The 17341-nt window shown below is 67.9% G+C and carries 14 protein-coding genes and 1 pseudogene; 8 read left to right on the forward strand and 7 right to left on the reverse strand.

Going from position 1 to position 17341, the window contains the following annotated elements; translation table 11 throughout:
* The first annotated feature begins 380 nt into the window (after positions 1–380).
* The gene (locus ACJQWM_RS01975) at positions 381–905 is read left to right on the forward strand and encodes a hypothetical protein (protein ID WP_332705083.1); all 525 of its coding nucleotides are present in this window, start codon (positions 381–383) and stop codon (positions 903–905) included.
* A 92-nt stretch (positions 906–997) separates the two neighbouring features.
* Here ACJQWM_RS01975 and ACJQWM_RS01980 read toward each other — a convergent pair whose 3' ends face one another.
* Positions 998–2254: a 6-phosphofructokinase gene (locus ACJQWM_RS01980; RefSeq protein ID WP_332705080.1), complete on the reverse strand. Its 1257-nt coding sequence runs from the start codon at positions 2252–2254 to the stop codon at positions 998–1000.
* Between the two features lie 185 nt (positions 2255–2439).
* Between ACJQWM_RS01980 and ACJQWM_RS01985 the strand changes: the two genes are divergently transcribed.
* From ACJQWM_RS01985 to ACJQWM_RS01995, 3 genes are all read left to right on the forward strand, one after another.
* On the forward strand, positions 2440–3018 hold the full coding sequence (locus ACJQWM_RS01985; RefSeq protein ID WP_332705077.1) for an adenylate kinase: 579 nt from the start codon (positions 2440–2442) through the stop codon (positions 3016–3018).
* 276 nt (positions 3019–3294) lie between these two features.
* Entirely contained in the window at positions 3295–4707 is a 1413-nt protein-coding gene (gene mpl, locus ACJQWM_RS01990; RefSeq protein WP_411306640.1) for a UDP-N-acetylmuramate:L-alanyl-gamma-D-glutamyl-meso-diaminopimelate ligase, read from the forward strand.
* A gap of 253 nt (positions 4708–4960) precedes the next feature.
* A complete protein-coding gene (locus ACJQWM_RS01995) occupies positions 4961–5533 on the forward strand; it encodes an LON peptidase substrate-binding domain-containing protein (protein WP_332705071.1) in 573 nt (190 codons plus the stop codon).
* Here the strand turns inward: ACJQWM_RS01995 and ACJQWM_RS02000 are convergent.
* Positions 5522–7534: a bifunctional DedA family/phosphatase PAP2 family protein gene (locus ACJQWM_RS02000; RefSeq protein ID WP_332705068.1), complete on the reverse strand. Its 2013-nt coding sequence runs from the start codon at positions 7532–7534 to the stop codon at positions 5522–5524. The genes ACJQWM_RS01995 and ACJQWM_RS02000 overlap by 12 nt on opposite strands.
* A 180-nt stretch (positions 7535–7714) precedes the next feature.
* On the opposite strand from ACJQWM_RS02000, the gene ACJQWM_RS02005 reads away from it, so the two are divergent.
* Both ACJQWM_RS02005 and ACJQWM_RS02010 read left to right on the forward strand, forming a co-directional pair.
* A complete protein-coding gene (locus tag ACJQWM_RS02005) occupies positions 7715–8386 on the forward strand; it encodes a protein kinase family protein (protein ID WP_332705065.1) in 672 nt (223 codons plus the stop codon).
* A gap of 121 nt (positions 8387–8507) precedes the next feature.
* Positions 8508–9347, forward strand: a complete 840-nt coding sequence (locus ACJQWM_RS02010; protein WP_332705062.1) for an SDR family oxidoreductase — start codon at positions 8508–8510, stop codon at positions 9345–9347.
* A 113-nt stretch (positions 9348–9460) separates the two neighbouring features.
* Here the strand turns inward: ACJQWM_RS02010 and ACJQWM_RS02015 are convergent, their stop codons facing one another.
* Positions 9461–10333, reverse strand: coding sequence for an ion transporter (locus ACJQWM_RS02015; RefSeq protein WP_332705059.1), 873 nt, complete (start codon positions 10331–10333; stop codon positions 9461–9463).
* Between the two features lie 343 nt (positions 10334–10676).
* On the opposite strand from ACJQWM_RS02015, the gene ACJQWM_RS02020 reads away from it, so the two are divergent.
* Positions 10677–11819, forward strand: coding sequence for an alpha-hydroxy acid oxidase (locus ACJQWM_RS02020; protein WP_332705056.1), 1143 nt, complete (start codon positions 10677–10679; stop codon positions 11817–11819).
* A gap of 103 nt (positions 11820–11922) precedes the next feature.
* On the opposite strand, the gene ACJQWM_RS02025 is transcribed toward ACJQWM_RS02020, so the two are convergent.
* The 3 genes from ACJQWM_RS02025 to thiE form a co-directional block, all read right to left on the reverse strand.
* Positions 11923–14121 (reverse strand): TonB-dependent receptor family protein, encoded by a 2199-nt coding sequence (locus tag ACJQWM_RS02025; RefSeq protein WP_332705053.1) that lies wholly within the window; start codon positions 14119–14121, stop codon positions 11923–11925.
* Positions 14122–14352: 231 nt separating this feature from the next.
* Positions 14353–15645 (reverse strand): glutamate-1-semialdehyde 2,1-aminomutase, encoded by a 1293-nt coding sequence (gene hemL / locus ACJQWM_RS02030; RefSeq protein ID WP_332705050.1) that lies wholly within the window; start codon positions 15643–15645, stop codon positions 14353–14355.
* A 65-nt stretch (positions 15646–15710) separates the two neighbouring features.
* A complete protein-coding gene (gene thiE / locus ACJQWM_RS02035) occupies positions 15711–16346 on the reverse strand; it encodes a thiamine phosphate synthase (RefSeq protein ID WP_332705130.1) in 636 nt (211 codons plus the stop codon).
* A gap of 4 nt (positions 16347–16350) precedes the next feature.
* Between thiE and ACJQWM_RS02040 the strand changes: the two are divergent.
* Positions 16351–16619, forward strand: a pseudogene (locus tag ACJQWM_RS02040) (rubredoxin).
* Between the two features lie 22 nt (positions 16620–16641).
* Here the strand turns inward: ACJQWM_RS02040 and ACJQWM_RS02045 are convergent.
* Entirely contained in the window at positions 16642–17091 is a 450-nt protein-coding gene (locus ACJQWM_RS02045) for a DUF192 domain-containing protein (protein ID WP_332705044.1), read from the reverse strand.
* Positions 17092–17341 lie beyond the last annotated feature (250 nt).

Genomic DNA, 17341 nt, shown 5'->3' on the forward strand with positions numbered 1-17341 from the left:
CGCGCGGCAAGGCGGGCCTGCCACGCAACAGGCCGACTATCGCATAGGTCGTGCCAGTAGGGGCCAGGCGGACGTGCGGCCTCCCGTAGGAGCGGCTTCAGCCGCGAACTAGAACTAGTTTCCAGCATCCGCACCACGATCGCGACCAGCCCCGCCGTCGCCAACGCAGGTGCGCTATCCACAGCGTTCCGGCGTAGACCGGCTTCTGCAGGAGCGGCTTAAGCCGCGAGCCAGAACCGGTTTCTAGCGCCCCGCACCACGGTCGCGACCAGCCCCCGCCGTCGCCCAATACATGTGCCCTATCCACAGCGACCGGCGTATCGACCGGCGGTTCAGGCCGGCGATGCAAGTCTCATCGCCAGACCCTTCGGAGTGCCCCCATGCGCCTGACCCCGCTGCTGTTCGCATTCGCCGCGCTGCCTGTGCTCGCCGCCGATCCCAAGCCCGAGATCGGACGCGCCGCCGCCGCGGCGCAGGCGGTCGGTGCAGCCCACACCCTGCGCACCATCCCGGAAGCCTGCGCGCGCATCGAAGGCGTGTTTACCGGCCGCGCCGCCGACCCGTACGAGTTCTCGGTGGTGCGTACCAGTCCCCGTTGCCAAGCGCGTGCGGTCCTGGCCGATGCCGTCAGGATCAAGCCATCGCCGGCGACCGGCTGGATCCTCAACGATCTAGTTCGCGTGCCGAGCGCAGCTTGCCCGTCGCGCGAAGCCGTGGTCGAGGTCTGGCGCAAGCCGGCCGCGAACGGCGGCCCGGAGCTGGATACCCAGGGCGCGGTACGGGTCTATCTCGACGACCAGACCCAGCGGGCCGCTTCCGTCGGTAAGCGCAGCGCGATCGCGAAGTTTGCCGTGGCGATGTCGGTCCAGGGCGAACCCTGCGATCAGCCCGTCGGATCTCGCTGAAGCCGCCGTAGGGTGGGCACGTTTTTTTTGTGCCCACCGCCGTCTGCGTCCCCGCAATCGTGGGCACAAGAGCGCGCCCACCCACGGCGCGGTCAATCCGACCACGGTCCCAGCTTCTGCGGCACCATCACGTTCTTCAGCGCCACGTACTTCGGTAGCCCGTCGCGCCCGTACGGCGGCGGCGCCTCGCCGCGGATCAGCGGTTCCATGTAGGCGCGCGCCCTCGCGGTGATGCCGTAGCCGTCCTTGCGGATGAAGCTCGCCGGCATCTTCTTTTCGTGGTTGGCGATCCGGCCCAGCGGCGCGGGCTCGATCTTCCAGCGGTACGGCGCGTCGCTGGTGCGCACGATCACCGGCATCACCGCGTTCATGCCCTTGAGCGCGAACTCGACGGCCTTGCGGCCGACCGCCTGGGCCTGGTCGAGATCGGTTTTGGAGGCCAGGTGCCGGGCCGAGCGCTGCAGGTAGTCGGGCAGGGTCCAGTGGACCTTGTAGCCGAGCGCATCCTTGACCCGCCCGGCCAGGTGCGAGGCCACGCCGCCAAGTTGGGTGTGGCCGAAGGAATCCTGGCCGCCGCCGGCATCGGCGACGAAGCTGCCGTCGGTGGTACGGATGCCTTCGCTGGCGACCACCACGCAGTAGCCGACGCGCTCGACGGTGGCCTTGACCCGGGCGAAGAAGTCGGCCTCCTCGAACGGGCGCTCCGGGAACAGGATCAGATGCGGCGCCTCGTCCGGACCGTGTCCGGCCAGCCCGGCCGAGGCCGCCAGCCAACCCGCATGCCGCCCCATCGCCTCGTACACGAACACCTTGGTCGAGGTGTCGGCCATCGCCGCCACGTCCAGGGCCGCCTCGCGCACCGACACCGCGGTGTACTTGGCCGCCGAGCCGAAGCCCGGGCAGGTGTCGGTCACCGCGAGGTCGTTGTCGACCGTCTTGGGTACGCCGACGCAGGTCAACGGATAGTCGAACTCGGCTGCGAGCTTCGACACCTTGAGCGCGGTGTCGGCCGAATCGTTGCCGCCGTTGTAGAGGAAATAGCGCACGTCGTGCGCCTTGAACACCGCCAGCAGGCGCTCGTACTTCGCGCGGTCCTCGTCGAGCGACTTGAGCTTGACCCGGCACGAGCCGAACGCGCCGCCAGGGGTATGCGCCAGCGCGCGGATTGCGGCGGGCGATTCGCCGCTGGTGTCGAACAGTTCCTCGCGCAGTGCACCGAGGATGCCGTTGCGCCCGGCCAGCACCTTGATCCTGTGCGCGCGGGCGGTCTGGATCACCGCCGAGGCGGTGGCGTTGATGACGGCGGTGACACCGCCGGACTGGGCGTAGAACAGGGTTCCTGAAGGCATGCTGGGTCCGTGGGTTGGTCTGTGGTGGTGCCGGAGTTCGCGGGCGGGATGGGGTAAGCTGGCGGCCGATTGCCTGCAGGCGGCCCGCAGGTGGATGGTGCCGGCAGCTGGACGGCCGCATCGAGTGTAGCCGTGCGCTGCGGGCGCCAGTTTCCGAAAGTTCGTGTCCTTTGGGAGTGATGTTGATGCGATTGGTACTTCTGGGTCCGCCCGGTTCCGGCAAGGGCACACAGGCCGCACGGCTCAGGGAGCACCTGCAGGTGCCGCACATCTCCACCGGCGACCTGCTGCGCGCGGAAGTCGCCGCCGGCAGCAAGCTCGGGCTGGAGGCCAGGGAAGTGATGGCCCGCGGCGAACTGGTCTCCGATGAGATCCTGCTGGGCATGCTGGAGGAGCGCTTCTCGCGCGCCGATACCGCCGGCGGATTCGTGCTCGACGGCTATCCACGCAATCTCGCCCAGGCCGACGCGCTCGATGCGCTGATGACCCGCATCGGCCAGCCGATGGATTGTGCGGTGCAGCTGGAAGTGCCGACCGAGATGCTGGTCGAGCGCATTGCCGGGCGCGCGAGTGCCGAGGGCCGCGCCGACGACAGCCCGGAGTCGGTACGCACCCGGCTGCAGGTGTACGAGAAGCAGACCGCGCCGGTGGTGGATTTCTATCGTCAGCACGGCAAGTTGAGCGTGGTCGACGGGGTCGGCTCGCTGGATGACGTGTTCAACCGGATCGTCGAGGCGCTGCGGCCGGTGCCGCCGGTGGGGTGACTGTCTTCGCCCCTTCTCCCGCGGCGGGAGAGGGTTGGGGTGAGGGCACACGAAACGGCGCGTGCGGCGGGCTACGTAAGCGACAGCGCCTGCGTAAGCGAGAGCGCCTGGATGCGGTCTCGTCGTCATCTGCCGCCCCGCGTGCCCTCACCCCTTGCCCTCTCCCGCAAGCAGGGGGAGTCGGTGCCATGCGGGAGTCGCTTCGCTTATCTGCGCGGCTGTTCGAAGAGGCGTAAGCATTTGAAACTACATATCTTGGGTGTGGCCGGCACCTTCATGGGCGGCGTCGCCGCACTGGCGCGCGAACTGGGCCACCAGGTCGAAGGCAGCGACCAGGCGGTTTACCCGCCGATGTCGACCCAGTTAAAAAACCTCGGCATCACGCTGCAGCAGGGCTATGCGCCCGAACACATCTCGGCCGATTGCGACGAGGTCGTGATCGGCAATGCGCTCTCGCGCGGCAACCCGGCGGTCGAGCAGGTGCTCGACGACGGCCGTCCCTACAGCGCCGGTGCGCAGTGGCTGGCCGAACACGTGCTGCCGGGCCGCGAAGTGCTCGCGGTCGCCGGCACCCACGGCAAGACCACCACCAGCACGATCCTGACCTTTCTGCTGGAAGCCGCCGGCCGTGAACCCGGCTTCCTGATAGGCGGCGTGGCGGAGGATTTCGGGACGTCGGCGCGGCTGGGTCGAGGGGTCGCCGAACCCCCATCCGGCACTGCGCGCCATCCTCTCAAAGCGGAAGAAGGAGAGCAGGCGCCGGCCCTGGCGAGCCGCCCGCTCTTTGTGGTGGAAGCCGACGAATACGACACCGCGTTCTTCGACAAGCGCAGCAAGTTCGTGCACTACCGGCCGCTGGTGGCGATCCTCAACAACCTCGAGTTCGACCACGCCGACATCTTTCCCGACATCGAGGCTATCCAGCGCCAGTTCCATCATCTGGTGCGCACCGTGCCGCGGCGTGGGCGCCTGATCGTCAACGGCGAGGATGCGCGCCTGGCCCAGGTGCTGGCGACGGGCTGCTGGACGCCGGTCGAGCGCTTCGGCCTCGATAGCGATGATTTCGACTGGACCGCGCGGCTGATCCAAGATGACGGCAGCGCATTCGCCGTGATCCACCGTGGCGTCGAACTCGGCCAGGTGCACTGGCCCCTGCTCGGCCGCCATAACGTGATGAACGCATTGGCCGCGCTGGCGACGGTCCATGCGGTCGGTGTCGATGTGGCGGCGCTGCTGCCGTCGCTGGCGGGGTTCCGCAGCGTCAAGCGTCGCATGGAGCTGATCGGCGAATGCGGTGGCGTCACCGTGTACGACGACTTCGCCCATCACCCCACCGCGATTGCGACCACCCTGGCCGGCTTGCGCGCCCGGATCGGCGATGAGCGCAGGATCGTGGTGGCGATGGAGCCGCGCAGCAACTCGATGCGGCTGGGTGCGCACGCCGAGGCGCTGGCGCCGTCGCTGGCCGATGCCGATACCGTGGTGTTCCTGCACCGGCCGGAGCTAGCTTGGGACGCAAGCAAGGTCGTGGCCGGACTGCGCGGCCAGGGCGTGACGGCGGCCGATGTCGACACGCTGATCGCGGCGCTGCGCGAACGCGTGCTGCCGGGTGACCACGTGGTGTTCATGTCCAACGGGGGCTTCGACGGCGCCCCGCGGCGATTCCTTGCGGCGCTGCGCAGCGACTGATGCCGGCCGGATTGGTGAAGAGCTTTTGACGCGGATCAGAGCGAAAAAAAGCGGATCAAGCGGTTTGTGCTTGTGCACCGCGTAGGTGACCTCGCAAGCTCGCAGGGCAACACGCCCGCCGGCCAGTGCAGCATCCTTGGCTGGCTCGATCTTGCAGATGCTCTATCCGCCTTTTTTCGCTCTGATCCGCGTCAAAAAAGCGCCTGCTCCAAACCCACGTACCCACCCCCAGACCTGCGATACGCTGTCGGCGATGTCGAGCGAGTCGCTATCGCTGTTCCCTCTGCACACCGTGCTGGTGCCCGGCGCCGCGCTGGGCCTGCGCATCTTCGAGCCGCGCTACCTCGACCTGATTCGCGACTGCAGCCGTCAGGAACGCGGCTTCGGCATCTGCCTGATCCTGGAAAGCGACGAGGAAGGCACCGCCGCCGCGGCAGCCTACGGCACCGAGGCGCTGATCGAGGATTTCGGCAGCGGCGATGACGGCCTGCTGACCCTCCAGGTCCGCGGGCACCGGCGGTTCCTGATCCGACGCGTGCGGGTGCGCGACAACGGCCTGCAGGTCGCGGAGGTGGCGTGGTGCGATGACGGGCCTGCGCAGTTGATCCGGCCCGAGCATGCGTTGCTGGCAACCCTGCTGCAGCAGATCCTGGAGCAGGTCGGTGGCGAGTACGCCAACGTCCCGGCGCGGCGCTTCGACGATGCGGTGTGGGTCGGCTGGCGCCTGGCCGAGCTGCTGCCGATGACCGACGAGCAGCGCCAGGCGCTTCTGCAGCACGACGACCCGCACGAACGCCTGCAGCAGGTGCTGTCGCTACTGCCCTGAGTCGGCGCTGTCGCCGGGTTCGATTTGCAGGCGCAGCACCGGATGTCCGGTCTGCGGGTGGGCCGCCTCGCGCTGCTCGAACCGGCTCAGCGCCTCGCGCACCAGCGCGTGCGCGCGATGCTCATCCGACCCCGGGCGCCACAGCACCACCGCGTCCAGTGGCTTGATCAGGTGCAGGGCCTGGCTGGTGCCGAGCCACAAGGCACGCCCATCGTCGAGCGCGGCGGGAGCCGGCCACAGGCGGATTGCGTAGCGTTGGCCCGGGTGTTCGCCCTCGCGCAGCATCAGCAGTGCTTCGGCCTGGGCATCGAGCGTCGCCGGCAGCACGACCTGCTCGTGCGGCGCTATGTCGTCGTCGAGCAGGGCGACCGCCGCGGTCCAGTCGGCCTGCGGCTGCACGCGCCAGCCCTCGGCCTCGAGGGTGGCCTGCAATGGCGCCAGCGGCCCGGCGATCTGCAGGTCGAGCGGCCAGCGCTGGCGCACATCGTTCTCGTTGCGTTGCGCGGGCAGCATCGCCCAGTCGCTGCGCCACCAGTCCCCGGCGTCGATCACTTGCTGTGGCGTGGCGGCATGGAACTTCGCCAGCAGGCCCTCGGCCGCGCGCGGCCCATGCCACAGCGCGGCTGCGGCAAAGCTGCCGTAGAACAGCGCCGCCAGCGGCCGCATCCAGAACGAACGCGCGACATGGCGGCGGTAGGCGATCCCCAGCACCAGCAGCCACAGCAGGCCGAAAAGGGTGCCGCCGATCAGGTCACTCGGCCAGTGCGCTCCCAGGTACAGCCGCGCGAAGCCGACCACCGTGGTCACCACGCCGGCCAGCAGGTATGGCCAGACCCGCTTGCGGCCGGGCAACTCGCGTGCGATCAGGATCGCGAAGAAACCAAAGGTGATCGTGGTCATGGTCACCGCAACCGACGGGAAGCCGAAACCGGCCGGCGCGGTCGGCGGGCGCGGCATCTCGATCGCGGCCCCGAGCAGGGCGGTCAGCACCAGGCCGAACACCAGCGCCGCCAGCCAGTGCGCCGCGGCCATCCAGCGCCGGCGCCACAGCAGATAGGCCAGCGCGACCGCGGCGGCGGTGCCGAGCACCGGGGCATCGCCGATGCCGGCCAGCCCGGCCATCAGCCGGTCGGCGAGCGGATTGCGCAGGCGCCACATCAGGTCGTGCACGGTGTGGTCCAGCGCGAGCGGCCCGCCGCTGGCCAGCAGCGTCGCCAGCAGCGTGAACCAGATCCAGCTGATGCCCAGCAGGCACACCGCGAGGATCGCCAGCGAGGGCGATTCGGGTCGGTTCGGGTCAATCAACGCGGCCGCGTACCGACCCAGCCGCGGATGCGCCCGGGTCCACAGCAGGGCACGCGCAAGCAGGCTGTCGGCATGCGCGGCGAACCACCGCCAGGTGTAGAGCACCACCGCCCAGACCAGCGCGATCGCCAGCACCAGACCCGCCAGCGCCAGCGCCAGCCGGTCGGCCACCGCGGCCACCGCCTCGTAGGAAGCTCCCAGCACCCAGCCCGGCGCCAACAGCAGCGCCGCCCAGGCCACGCACGCCACCAGGCTGGTCAGCGCGTAGGCACGCAGCGGCATGTGCAGCATCCCGGCGATGGCTGGCACAAAGGGCCGCATCGCGCCGACGAAGCGTGCGATCACGATGCCCCGGATGCCATGGCGGCGGAACAGCGTCTCGCCACGATCGAGCCATTGCGGGTAGCGCGCGAATGGCCAGCGCCCGCGCAGCTGCGCGCCCCAGCGCCGACCGATCCAGTAGCTCAGCGCATCACCGCTGAACGCGCCGACGGTCGCGGCGGCCAACGCGTACGGCCCGTTGATATGGCCCAGCCCGATCAGCGCACCGACCGCGAACAGCATCGGCAGGGCCGGCACGACGATGCCGACGATGACCAGGGCATCGCAGAACGCGATCAGAAAGACCAGCGCGCCGGCCGCGACCGGATTCGCGCTGAGCCACGCGGTCGCACTTTCGATCCAGGCCGAGTCCATCGGGGGATTATGGCAGTGCTGACGGATTCGATTGGGGGCTCGGGACCGCACACTCGGAATCCGGAATCCGGAATCCGGAATCCGGAACCCGGAACCCGGAACCCGGAACCCGAGTCCCGCCCCGCGACTTGCGGCACGGCTCAGGCTTCCTCCTGCCGGGCGGTTCCGTAAACTGCCCGGATGCATGCATCGATCCGCTCCGAGGTAACCGAGGTCGCTGAGCTGAAGGCCGACAGCTTCGGCCGGATTGCGCTGATGCGTGGTGACGCCGGTCTGTTCGTGCGCCGCGACCTGGCCCACGTGCCGCTGTGGCTGCGGCTGCCGGCGTGGTGGCTGGCACGACGCGAGGCACGTGCGCTGCGTCGGTTGGACGGGCTGCCGGCGACACCGCCACTGTTGCGCTGGGACGGCCGCCGACTGGATCGTGGGTATCTGGACGGCGCGGCCATGCACCAGCGACCGCCGCATGGCGATCGCGCGTATTTCCGGCAGGCGCGCGCCCTGCTGCAGCAGCTGCACCGGCACGGCCTGGCCCACAACGACCTCGCCAAGGAAGCCAACTGGCTGATGCTGGCCGACGGCACGCCCGCGATCATCGATTTTCAGCTCGCCATCATCGGCAATCCACGCTCGCCCTGGATGCGCCTGCTCGCACGCGAGGACCTGCGCCACCTGCTCAAGCACAAGCGGACCTACTGCCCCGATGCAATCACCCCGGTCGAGCGCCGCGTGCTCCAGCGCGCGTCGTGGTTGCGCCACGCCTGGTTCGCCACCGGCAAGCCGGTCTACCGCTTCGTGACGCGCAAGCTGTTGAAATGGGAAGACAACGAGGGCCAAGGTCCCAAACTCTGATCTCGCGGCTCTGTAGAAGCGGCTTCAGCCGCGACCGGATGCTTGGTTGCTCGCACCGACTCCTGATTGCGGCTGAAGCCGCTTCTACAATGGGATCCGGCCTCCTGTGTTGGAAACTTTCATGACCACGCTATCGGGCAAGACCCTTTTCATCACCGGCGCCTCGCGTGGCATTGGCCGGGCGATTGCGCTGCGCGCCGCTCGTGACGGTGCCTGCATCGCCATCGCCTCCAAATCCGCAGTTGCCAACCCGAAGCTGCCCGGCACCATCCACAGCGTCGCGCGCGAGGTGGAATCGGCCGGTGGACAGGCGCTCGCGCTCCAGTGCGACATCCGCGAGGAGGACCAGGTCCGCGCGGCGGTCGCGGCGACGGTCGATGCGTTCGGCGGCATCGACATCCTGGTCAACAACGCCAGCGCGATCTGGCTGCGCGGCACCCTGGACACGCCGATGAAGCGCTTCGACCTGATGCAGCAGGTCAACGCACGCGGCAGCTTCCTGTGCGCGCAGGCCTGCCTGCCATACCTGCTGCAGGCGCCGGACCCGCACATCCTGACCCTGGCGCCGCCGCCGAGTCTCGACCCGAAATGGTGGGCGCCGCACACCGGCTACACGCTCGCCAAGATGGGCATGAGCTTCGTCACCCTCGGGCTTGCCGCCGAGTTCGGCTCGCAGGGTGTCGCAGTCAACGCGTTGTGGCCGCGCACCATCATCGCCACCGACGCGATCAACATGATTCCCGGGGTCGATGCCGCGCGTTGCCGCAAGCCGGAGATCGTCGCCGACGCGGCCCACGCCGTGCTCTGTACGCCAGCCGAGCAGCGCAATGGCGAATTCCTGATCGATGAGGACGTACTGCGTGCGCACGGCGTCACCGATTTTTCCGGTTACGCGGTCGATCCGGCGCAGATGCTGCTGCCGGACCTGTTCCTGGACATTCCGGTTGGAGACGAAGCATGACGGCTGCTCCGTAGGCTGGGCTGACAAGCCCAGCGGCTGTCACCTGCGGCTGGGTTTGTCAGTCCAGCCTACGGGTCTGTGGTCCGTGGCGTTCCGCTCACCCGCGTGTCGTTCTATCCCATCGCGGCCGGCAGTTTGTGGCCGCAACAGCGGCAGTACAGCGCATCGGGGTCGTGGCCTTCAAGCCCGCATTGCGGACAGCCGCGCATGTCGAGACGATCCGGATCCTGTGAGGCCTCGCGCAGGCTGCCGACCAGCTCCGCGGTGTAGATACCGGTGGGTATCGCGATCACGCTGTAGCCGATCAGGATCAGCACCGATGCCACGAAACGTCCAAACGACGTGCCTGGCGCGATGTCGCCGAAGCCGACCGTGGCCATCGTCACGATCGCCCAGTACATGCCGGTCGGGATGCTGTGGAAGCCATGCTCCGGGCCTTCGATCACGTACATCAGCGCGCCGAAGATCACCACCACCGTCAGCACTGCGCAGATGAACACGAAGATCTTGCGCCGGCTGCGCCACAGCGCTCCGATCAGCACGCCGCTCTCCTCGACATACTGGGTCAGCTTGAGGATGCGGAACAGCCGCAGGATGCGCAGGATGCGCACCACCAGCAGGCTCTGGCTGCCGGGGAACAGCACCGACAGGTAGGTCGGCAGGATCGACAGCAGGTCGATCAGGCCCCAGGTGCTGAAGGCATACCGCAACGGCCGCTTCACCACCGCCAGCCGCAAGGCGTACTCCAGGGTGAACACCAGTGTGAAGCCCCATTCGATGGCGTACAGCGTGTCGGCGTGTGCGGCATGGATGTCGTCGACGCTGTCGAGCATCACCACGATCACGCTGGCCAGGATCACCACGATCAGCAGCAGGTCGAAGTTGCGCGACGGCGGGGTGTCGTGGCGATAGATGATGTCGAACCACCGGCGTCGCCAGCCGTTCTCCGTGGCGGGATTGAGTTGCGGGGCGAGCAGCGGGCGCATCGGGGTTCCTCCAGCCGGCAGTGTGGCGCAGCGGCGGTGGTGAACGGCGGGAATGCGCCCAGTCTATCCAGCCGTCACATGATGGCGGCGACCACAGATCCGCTGCAGTCCCTTGGATCGGGCGGGGGCACCTACGCTCAACTGAAGCAGCAAGCCCGCGTTACCCTTGCAGTCACCCGACTTCCACGAGGCCTTCCGTGATGATGCTGACCATCCCCGGGCTGCTGATAGCGACTCGATTGCAGCACGATGTCGGCCGCGGCCAGCGCAAGCGGCACGTCGGGAGCCCGGTCCCAGGTCGAGGCGCCCGTGCGCAGTGCCCGCCGCGGCAGTGGTCGATCACGTGAGCCCGACGTCCGGCCCGCCCTTGCCACCGCTGGAGCAGGTGCCGCCGCAGATTGCAGCGGTCGGCGACTACGACGCCTTCGCGCGCGATCGCATGAGCGATGCGGTGTGGGCCTGGCTCAGTGGCGGCGCTGCCGACGAGATCACGCTGCGCGAGAACGCCGCGGCGTTCTCGCGACTGCGGCTGCAGGGCCGGGTGCTGTCGGATCTCGCCGGCGGCGACACCCGCGTGTCGTTGTTTGGCGATGTCTTGCAGTATCCGGTGCTGCTCGCGCCGATTCCCTACCACAAGCTGGTGCATCCGCACGGCGAGCTCGGCACCGTGCTCGGCGCCTCCGCGCTCAAGGCCGGCATGGTGGTCAGCATGCAGGCCAGCGTCGCACTGGAGGACATCGCCCGGGTTGCGCAGACACCGCTGTGGTTCCAGATGTGCCTGCAGCACGATCGAGGTTTTATCGGCGAACTGCTGCGGCGGGTCGAGGCGGCCGGCTACCGCGCGCTGGTGGTGAGCGTCGACGCCCCGGTCAGTGGTGTCCGCAACCGCGAGCAGCGCGCCGGTTTCGCACTGCCCGAAGAGATTGGCGCGGTCAATCTGGCCGGCATGCCCGCCATTCCGACCCAGACCGCACGCGCCGGCGAGACGTCGCTGTTCGACAGCCCGCTGATAGCCGCGGCACCAACCTGGCGCGACATCGAGTGGCTGCAGTCGCAGACCTCGTTGCCGGTCGTGCTGAAGGGCGTGATGTCGGCACGCGACGCGGTGCGCGCCGCCGAGACCGGCGTATCCGGACTGGTGGTGTCCAACCACGGCGGCCGCACGCTCGACACCTTGCCGGCGACGATCGATGTCTTGCCGCGCATCGCGCAGGCACTGAATGGCCGGCTGCCGCTGCTGCTCGATGGTGGCATCCGGCGCGGCACCGACGTGCTCAAGGCGCTGGCGCTGGGCGCCGACGCGGTGATGATCGGACGGCCATACCTGCAGGGTCTCGCCACCGCAGGGCCGGTCGGGGTCGCGCATGTGCTGCACCTGCTGCGCACCGAGCTGGAGATGGCAATGGTGCTGACCGGGTGTCGCAATCTCGCCGCGATCGATTCTTCGGTGGTGGAACCGTCAACGGCGACCCTCCAGGACCGGTGAGCAGGCCCTTGCCACGCTGAATGCCTGGAAAGTCGTTGCGAAGCGGAACAAAAAGGTGCCGCAGACCCATGGGAATCCGCGGCACCTGCCGTTGATGCAACTGTCAGAAGCGGACGCGCATGCCCACGTACGTCATGCGCGGCAGTCCCGGACGCGCGCCGGCCGGACGCCGAGAAGCGATCCAGGTCTCGTCGGTGAGGTTCTCGATCCGAGTGAACAGCTCCGCCTGCGCGGTAAGTTGGTAATAGGCGGCCAGGTCGACGACAAAAGCTGATTCGGTGCGCTGTGCGGCGCTCACGCGGCCTTGGCTGGCGACGGTGCGCAGGTCGTCGATGTAGTTGCCGGCCAGGTTCACGCGCCAGCGCTCGCCCTCTACTCCGACCTGCACGTTGAGCGCCTGCTCGGGCAGGTAGGGCAGCTTGTCGCCACTGCGCACCTCGCCCCATTCGTCGAAGCCGCTCTCGAAGCTATTGCGGAAGGTGGCGTCGGTGTAGGTGTAGGCAAGGCTGAGCGGCACCGCGAGCGACCAGCCGTTGGCGCGGCCCACGTCATAGCCGAGGCTGGCCTCAATGCCGCGCACACGTGCTTCGCCGCCGTCGAACTGGTCGCCGATGTCGCAATTGCCACCGGTGGAGGCGGTGCAGGTGCCGACCAGATTGCTGTAGTCATTCCAGAACCCCACCAGTTCGGTGCTCCAGTCGCCGCTGTTCCAGCGCATGCCAGCTTCGACGTTGACGCTTTCCTCCGGATCGGCGTTGGAGCCCGGGCCCTGCGGATTGAACCCGCGGTGCGCGCTGGCGAAGACGTTGACGTTGTCGTTGATCAGGTAGGTCGCGCCCAGGCCCGGAATCAGCGCGGATACGCTTGAGTCGCGAACCCGGGTCGGCCCAAGACTGCGGCCGTCGGGCTGCTTGGCATAGTCGGTGCGGGTCAGTTCGATATCCTCGTAACGCAGGCCCGGAACGATGATCCAGTTTCCGGTGCGGATTTCGTCCTGCACATGGAACGACCACGCCTGTGCTTGGCCGACGCGATTGTCCTGCGTGCCCGGCAGCCCATCGCTGGTCAGTACCAAGCGGCCGTTGTCCATCCGGTAGCGGTCGTCGTCCTGGAGTCGGTCTTCCTCGTCCTCGTGGAAGCGCAGGCCGAATTCGAACTGGTGCGACGCGTTGCCGGTGTCGGCCGCCCACCCGAGCACCGTCTGTACGCCTTGGGCGTAGTAGGCACGGTTGTTGTTGCGCAGGAGCAGGGCGCCGTCGGGGCTGTTGGCCCCGAGCAGCCAGCGGTACTGGTCGGCGTTGCCGGTCGTGTCCTTCAGGATATTGCCGAGTCCAACGCCGCCGGCGCTGGCCAGCTTGTACCAGTTGCGCGCGAATTCGTTTCGGTAGGCCGCGGTGGTCAGATCCAGCGCATCGGAAAACTCGACGTAGTGGCGCAGTTCGATCTGTTCGTGGTCGGTCTTGATGTTGTCCAGCTGCGAGGCTGCGTAACGCCGGTTCGGGTCGGCGCGGAAGTCGCTGTCGGTCAGGCCCAGGTAGGTCTCGTCGCCGTCCTGTTCGGTCTTGCCGAGCTTCACTTCCAGTGACTGGTAGAGGCTGGCATGAGGCGCGGAGTTGACCCGGAACTTGGCCAGGTAGTCCTCCAGCGCGTAGCCACTGTCGCCGCCGCTGTCGAGGCGCTTGAATCCGTCGGTCTGCTGCTGCGCGGTTTCCAGCAGCCAGCCGGAGCGCTCGCCGCTGCCGCCGGCCCAGGCGTGCGCCTGCACACTCTGGTCGGTGCCGTAGGCGAAATCGATCTGGCCGGCGGTCTGCTGCGGGATCGGAGTGGAGATCAGGTTGATCGCGCCGCCGGTGGTGCGCGGGCCGGAGCGGATGGCCGACGAGCCCTTGCGCACCTCGATCGCACTGATCCGCGAGGTGGTCGGAAAGTAGTACGCAGCCGGCGCCGCATAGGGTGCCGGGGCGATCAGCACACCGTCTTCCATCAGCGTGATTCGGCTGCTGCGGTTGGTGCCGGAACCGCGGATGCCGATGTTCGGACGCAGGCCGTAACCGTCCTCGGTGACGACATAGACGCCGGGCACCTGCTGCAGCACGCGCTGGACGTCGCGGTAGCCGTGCTTCTGAAGGGTCTCGGGACCCAGATAAGCGGCCGAGCCGGGGGCTTCCTGCGCGTTCTCGGCGCTACCGACCACGGTCATGCGGTCAAGCAGCTTGGCCTGGTCGGGGGCGGGCTCGGCGTGGGCAAGGCCGCAGGCGGTGGCAATGGCTACAGCAATCAGGGACGGAATGGGGGTGTTCATGGGTCTGCTCTGACGAAGGATGGTCAAGGCTGGTGCGCACCAGGCTGGACGCACTCTAGTGAAATCGATAATCATTCGCAACAACAACTGAATGCAGGTGCGCCGGTCGATTGCTCGATTGAGTGGAGTACTACAGAGGCAGGCAGTGCCGGCGCCACCGTCGTGCTCCATCAGTGCCAGCGAAGATCTGAATGCGCCGGCGCGCCACCGCGGGGCTGCCGCATTGCGGCTTTACATGCTGCCGATCTGCTCGAAAGCCGCACGTGCGGCATCGATGGTCGCGGCGATTTCAAGCTCGCCATGCGCACTCGACACAAACCCGGCTTCGAACGCCGAGGGCGCCAGGTACACGCCGCCCTCGAGCATCGCATGGAAGAACCGGTTGAACCGTGCCGTGTCCGAACCCAGCGCATCGGCGAAGCTCTCAACCGGCCCTTCGCGGAAGTACAGTCCGAACATGCCCGGGGCGCGCGTGGTGTGGAACGCGACGCCCGCCTCGCGCGCGGCCGCCTCCAGCCCGTCGCACAACGCATGGGTGCTGCGCTCTAGGGCATCGTGAAAACCCGGTTGACCGATCAGCTCCAGCGTCGCCAGCCCCGCGGCCATTGCCACCGGATTGCCGCTGAGCGTGCCGGCCTGGTAAATCGGTCCGCTCGGCGCGATCTGGCTCATCAGGTCGCGACGGCCGCCGTACGCGCCTACCGGCATCCCACCGCCGATGATCTTGCCGAAGGTGCTCAGGTCCGGTCGGATGCCGTAGCGCTGCTGCGCGCCACCGGGCGCGACGCGGAAGCCGGTCATCACTTCGTCGAAGATCAGCAACGCACCGTGTCGGGTGCACAGTTCGCGCAGATGCTGCAGGTAGCCATCGCGTGGCAGGATGCAATTGGCATTGCCGACGATCGGCTCGATGATCAGCCCGGCGATTTCGTGGCCGATCTCATCGAACAACGCCGTTGCTGCATCGAAGTCGTTGTACGGAAGGGTCATGGTGAGGTCGGCCAACGCCGCCGGCACGCCGGGTGAGTTGGGCAGGCCCAGCGTCAGCGCGCCACTGCCGGCCTTGACCAGGAAACTGTCGCCGTGGCCGTGGTAGCAGCCTTCGAATTTGACGATGCGCGAGCGCCCGGTCGCACCGCGCGCCAGCCGGATCGCCGACAGCGTCGCCTCGGTGCCGGAATTCACCATGCGCACCATTTCGCAGCTCGGCACGATGGAGGTGATCGCCTCGGCCATCGTCACTTCCAGTGCATTGGGCACGCCGAAGCTGAGGCCGTCGCGCATGACCTTCGCCACCGCATCGAGCACCTGCGGATGCGCATGGCCGGCGATCATCGGCCCCCACGAGCCGACGTAGTCGAGATAGCGGTTGCCATCGACGTCGAACAGGTAGGCACCCTCTGCGCGCTGCGCGAAGAACGGCTCGCCGCCGACCGACTTGAACGCACGCACCGGAGAATTGACTCCGCCCGGCAGCAGTTCCGAGGCGCGGGTGAACAAGGCGTGCGAACGGTCGGTCTTCATGGCGGGGCTCACGGCAAAGGGGATTCAGGTCGGCGATCCGTGGAAAACGGCTCGCGGAGAATGCTTCAAGGAAAACAGGCGAGATAGGCGCGCGTGGCGGCGGCAGGATCGGGCGCGTCGAACACGCCGCTGATCACCGCCAGCAGGTCGGCGCCGGCATCGATCAAGGGGCGTGCATTGTCCGGCGTGATGCCGCCGATGGCCACCCGCGGCACGCTGAGTGCGCCGGCATCGCCGAGCAGCGCCGGCGCGGCGCGTCGGGCATGCGGTTTGGTCGGTGATGCAAAGAACGCGCCGAAGGCCACATAGCTGGCACCGTTCGCGACCGCGCGGCTCGCCAGGGCGATGTCGTCGTAGCACGATGCGCCCAGGATCGCATCGCGGCCCAGTGCAAGCCGCGCCGTCTTCAGCTCGCCATCGTCCTCGCCAAGGTGCGCGCCGTCGGCGCCGATCTCCGCGGCCAGGCGCCAGTCGTCGTTGATGATCAATGGCACGCCGTATGCGCCACACAGCGCCCGCAGCGCTGTGGCCTGTTCATGGCGCAGCCGGTCTGCGGCGGCCTTGTGGCGATATTGCAGCCAGGTCGCGCCCGCACCCAGCACGACTTCGACGCGATCGAGCAGGCGCGCGGTGTCGGGCTCGTCGGGCGTGATGGCATAGAGGCCGCGATGGAGCAAATGCTGCCCTGGGTGCGTGTTCATGTGCATGTCATGGTGCGTGCTTTCGTGGGGGGCGGCGGGATGGGACAATGCCTGTCCCGTAACGCCGTGCATTATCTGCCCATGTCCGAGACCGCCACGACCACCACCTTCCGCACCTGGATGTGCGTCGTCTGCGGCTTCATCTATGACGAGGCGCAGGGGCTGCCGGAGGAAGGCATCGCACCGGGCACGCGCTGGGACGACATTCCGGAGACTTGGACCTGCCCTGACTGCGGCGTCACCAAGGACGACTTCGAGATGATGGAGCTCTGAGGCGCGAACGCGCCCAATCGGGTCAGCGCGGCTCGATACCGGGACCGAAGCGCAGTTCGGCGCCATCGCGCAGCTCCAGCTTCGCCGCCTCGCCGGCATTGAGTTCCAGCACGTACTGCGCCGGCGCGGCGCTGGGATACGGCGGACATGCATCGCCTGCCGAGCAAGGCGGCACGTCGCGCTGCTGCGAGACCAGCCTGCGGTCGCGATCGAAGTACAGGATGTCCAGCGGGATCCTGGTGTTTTTCATCCAGTAAGCCTGCGGCTGCTGGCGCTCGTGGATGAACAGCATCCCGTGGTCGGCCGCGAGCACATCGCGGAACATCAGCCCGCGGGCGCGCTCGGCATCATCATCGGCTACCTCGACCGCGTAGCGCGCACCGCCGACTTCTACCCATCGGTCGTTGCCGGAGGCGCATCCGGCCAGCAGCAGGCCGCAGCACGCGGCCAGCAAGCGCAGAGAGGGGGGCATCGCAGACCGTGCGGTTGTCATGACCTGCCGACCATCTTCCAGCTGCCTGTCCACGTCAAGAGCGCACCTGCGATGGACTGGCTGGCGTCCTACTGAATGGGTCTGGTCAAGCTGTAAAGGAAATGTGCACGGCCTCTTCCCATTGCCCGCGCGGATGTGCACAATGCGCGCCCCGCCACCCTGGAGGGACGATTTGAAGGGGTGGTGGGGTTGGCAAAAAGCGCGTGACGGGCTGTTGACGGCCCTGAAA

The organism is Novilysobacter longmucuonensis (genome assembly GCF_046600735.1).
GTDB lineage: Bacteria > Pseudomonadota > Gammaproteobacteria > Xanthomonadales > Xanthomonadaceae > Novilysobacter_A > Novilysobacter_A longmucuonensis.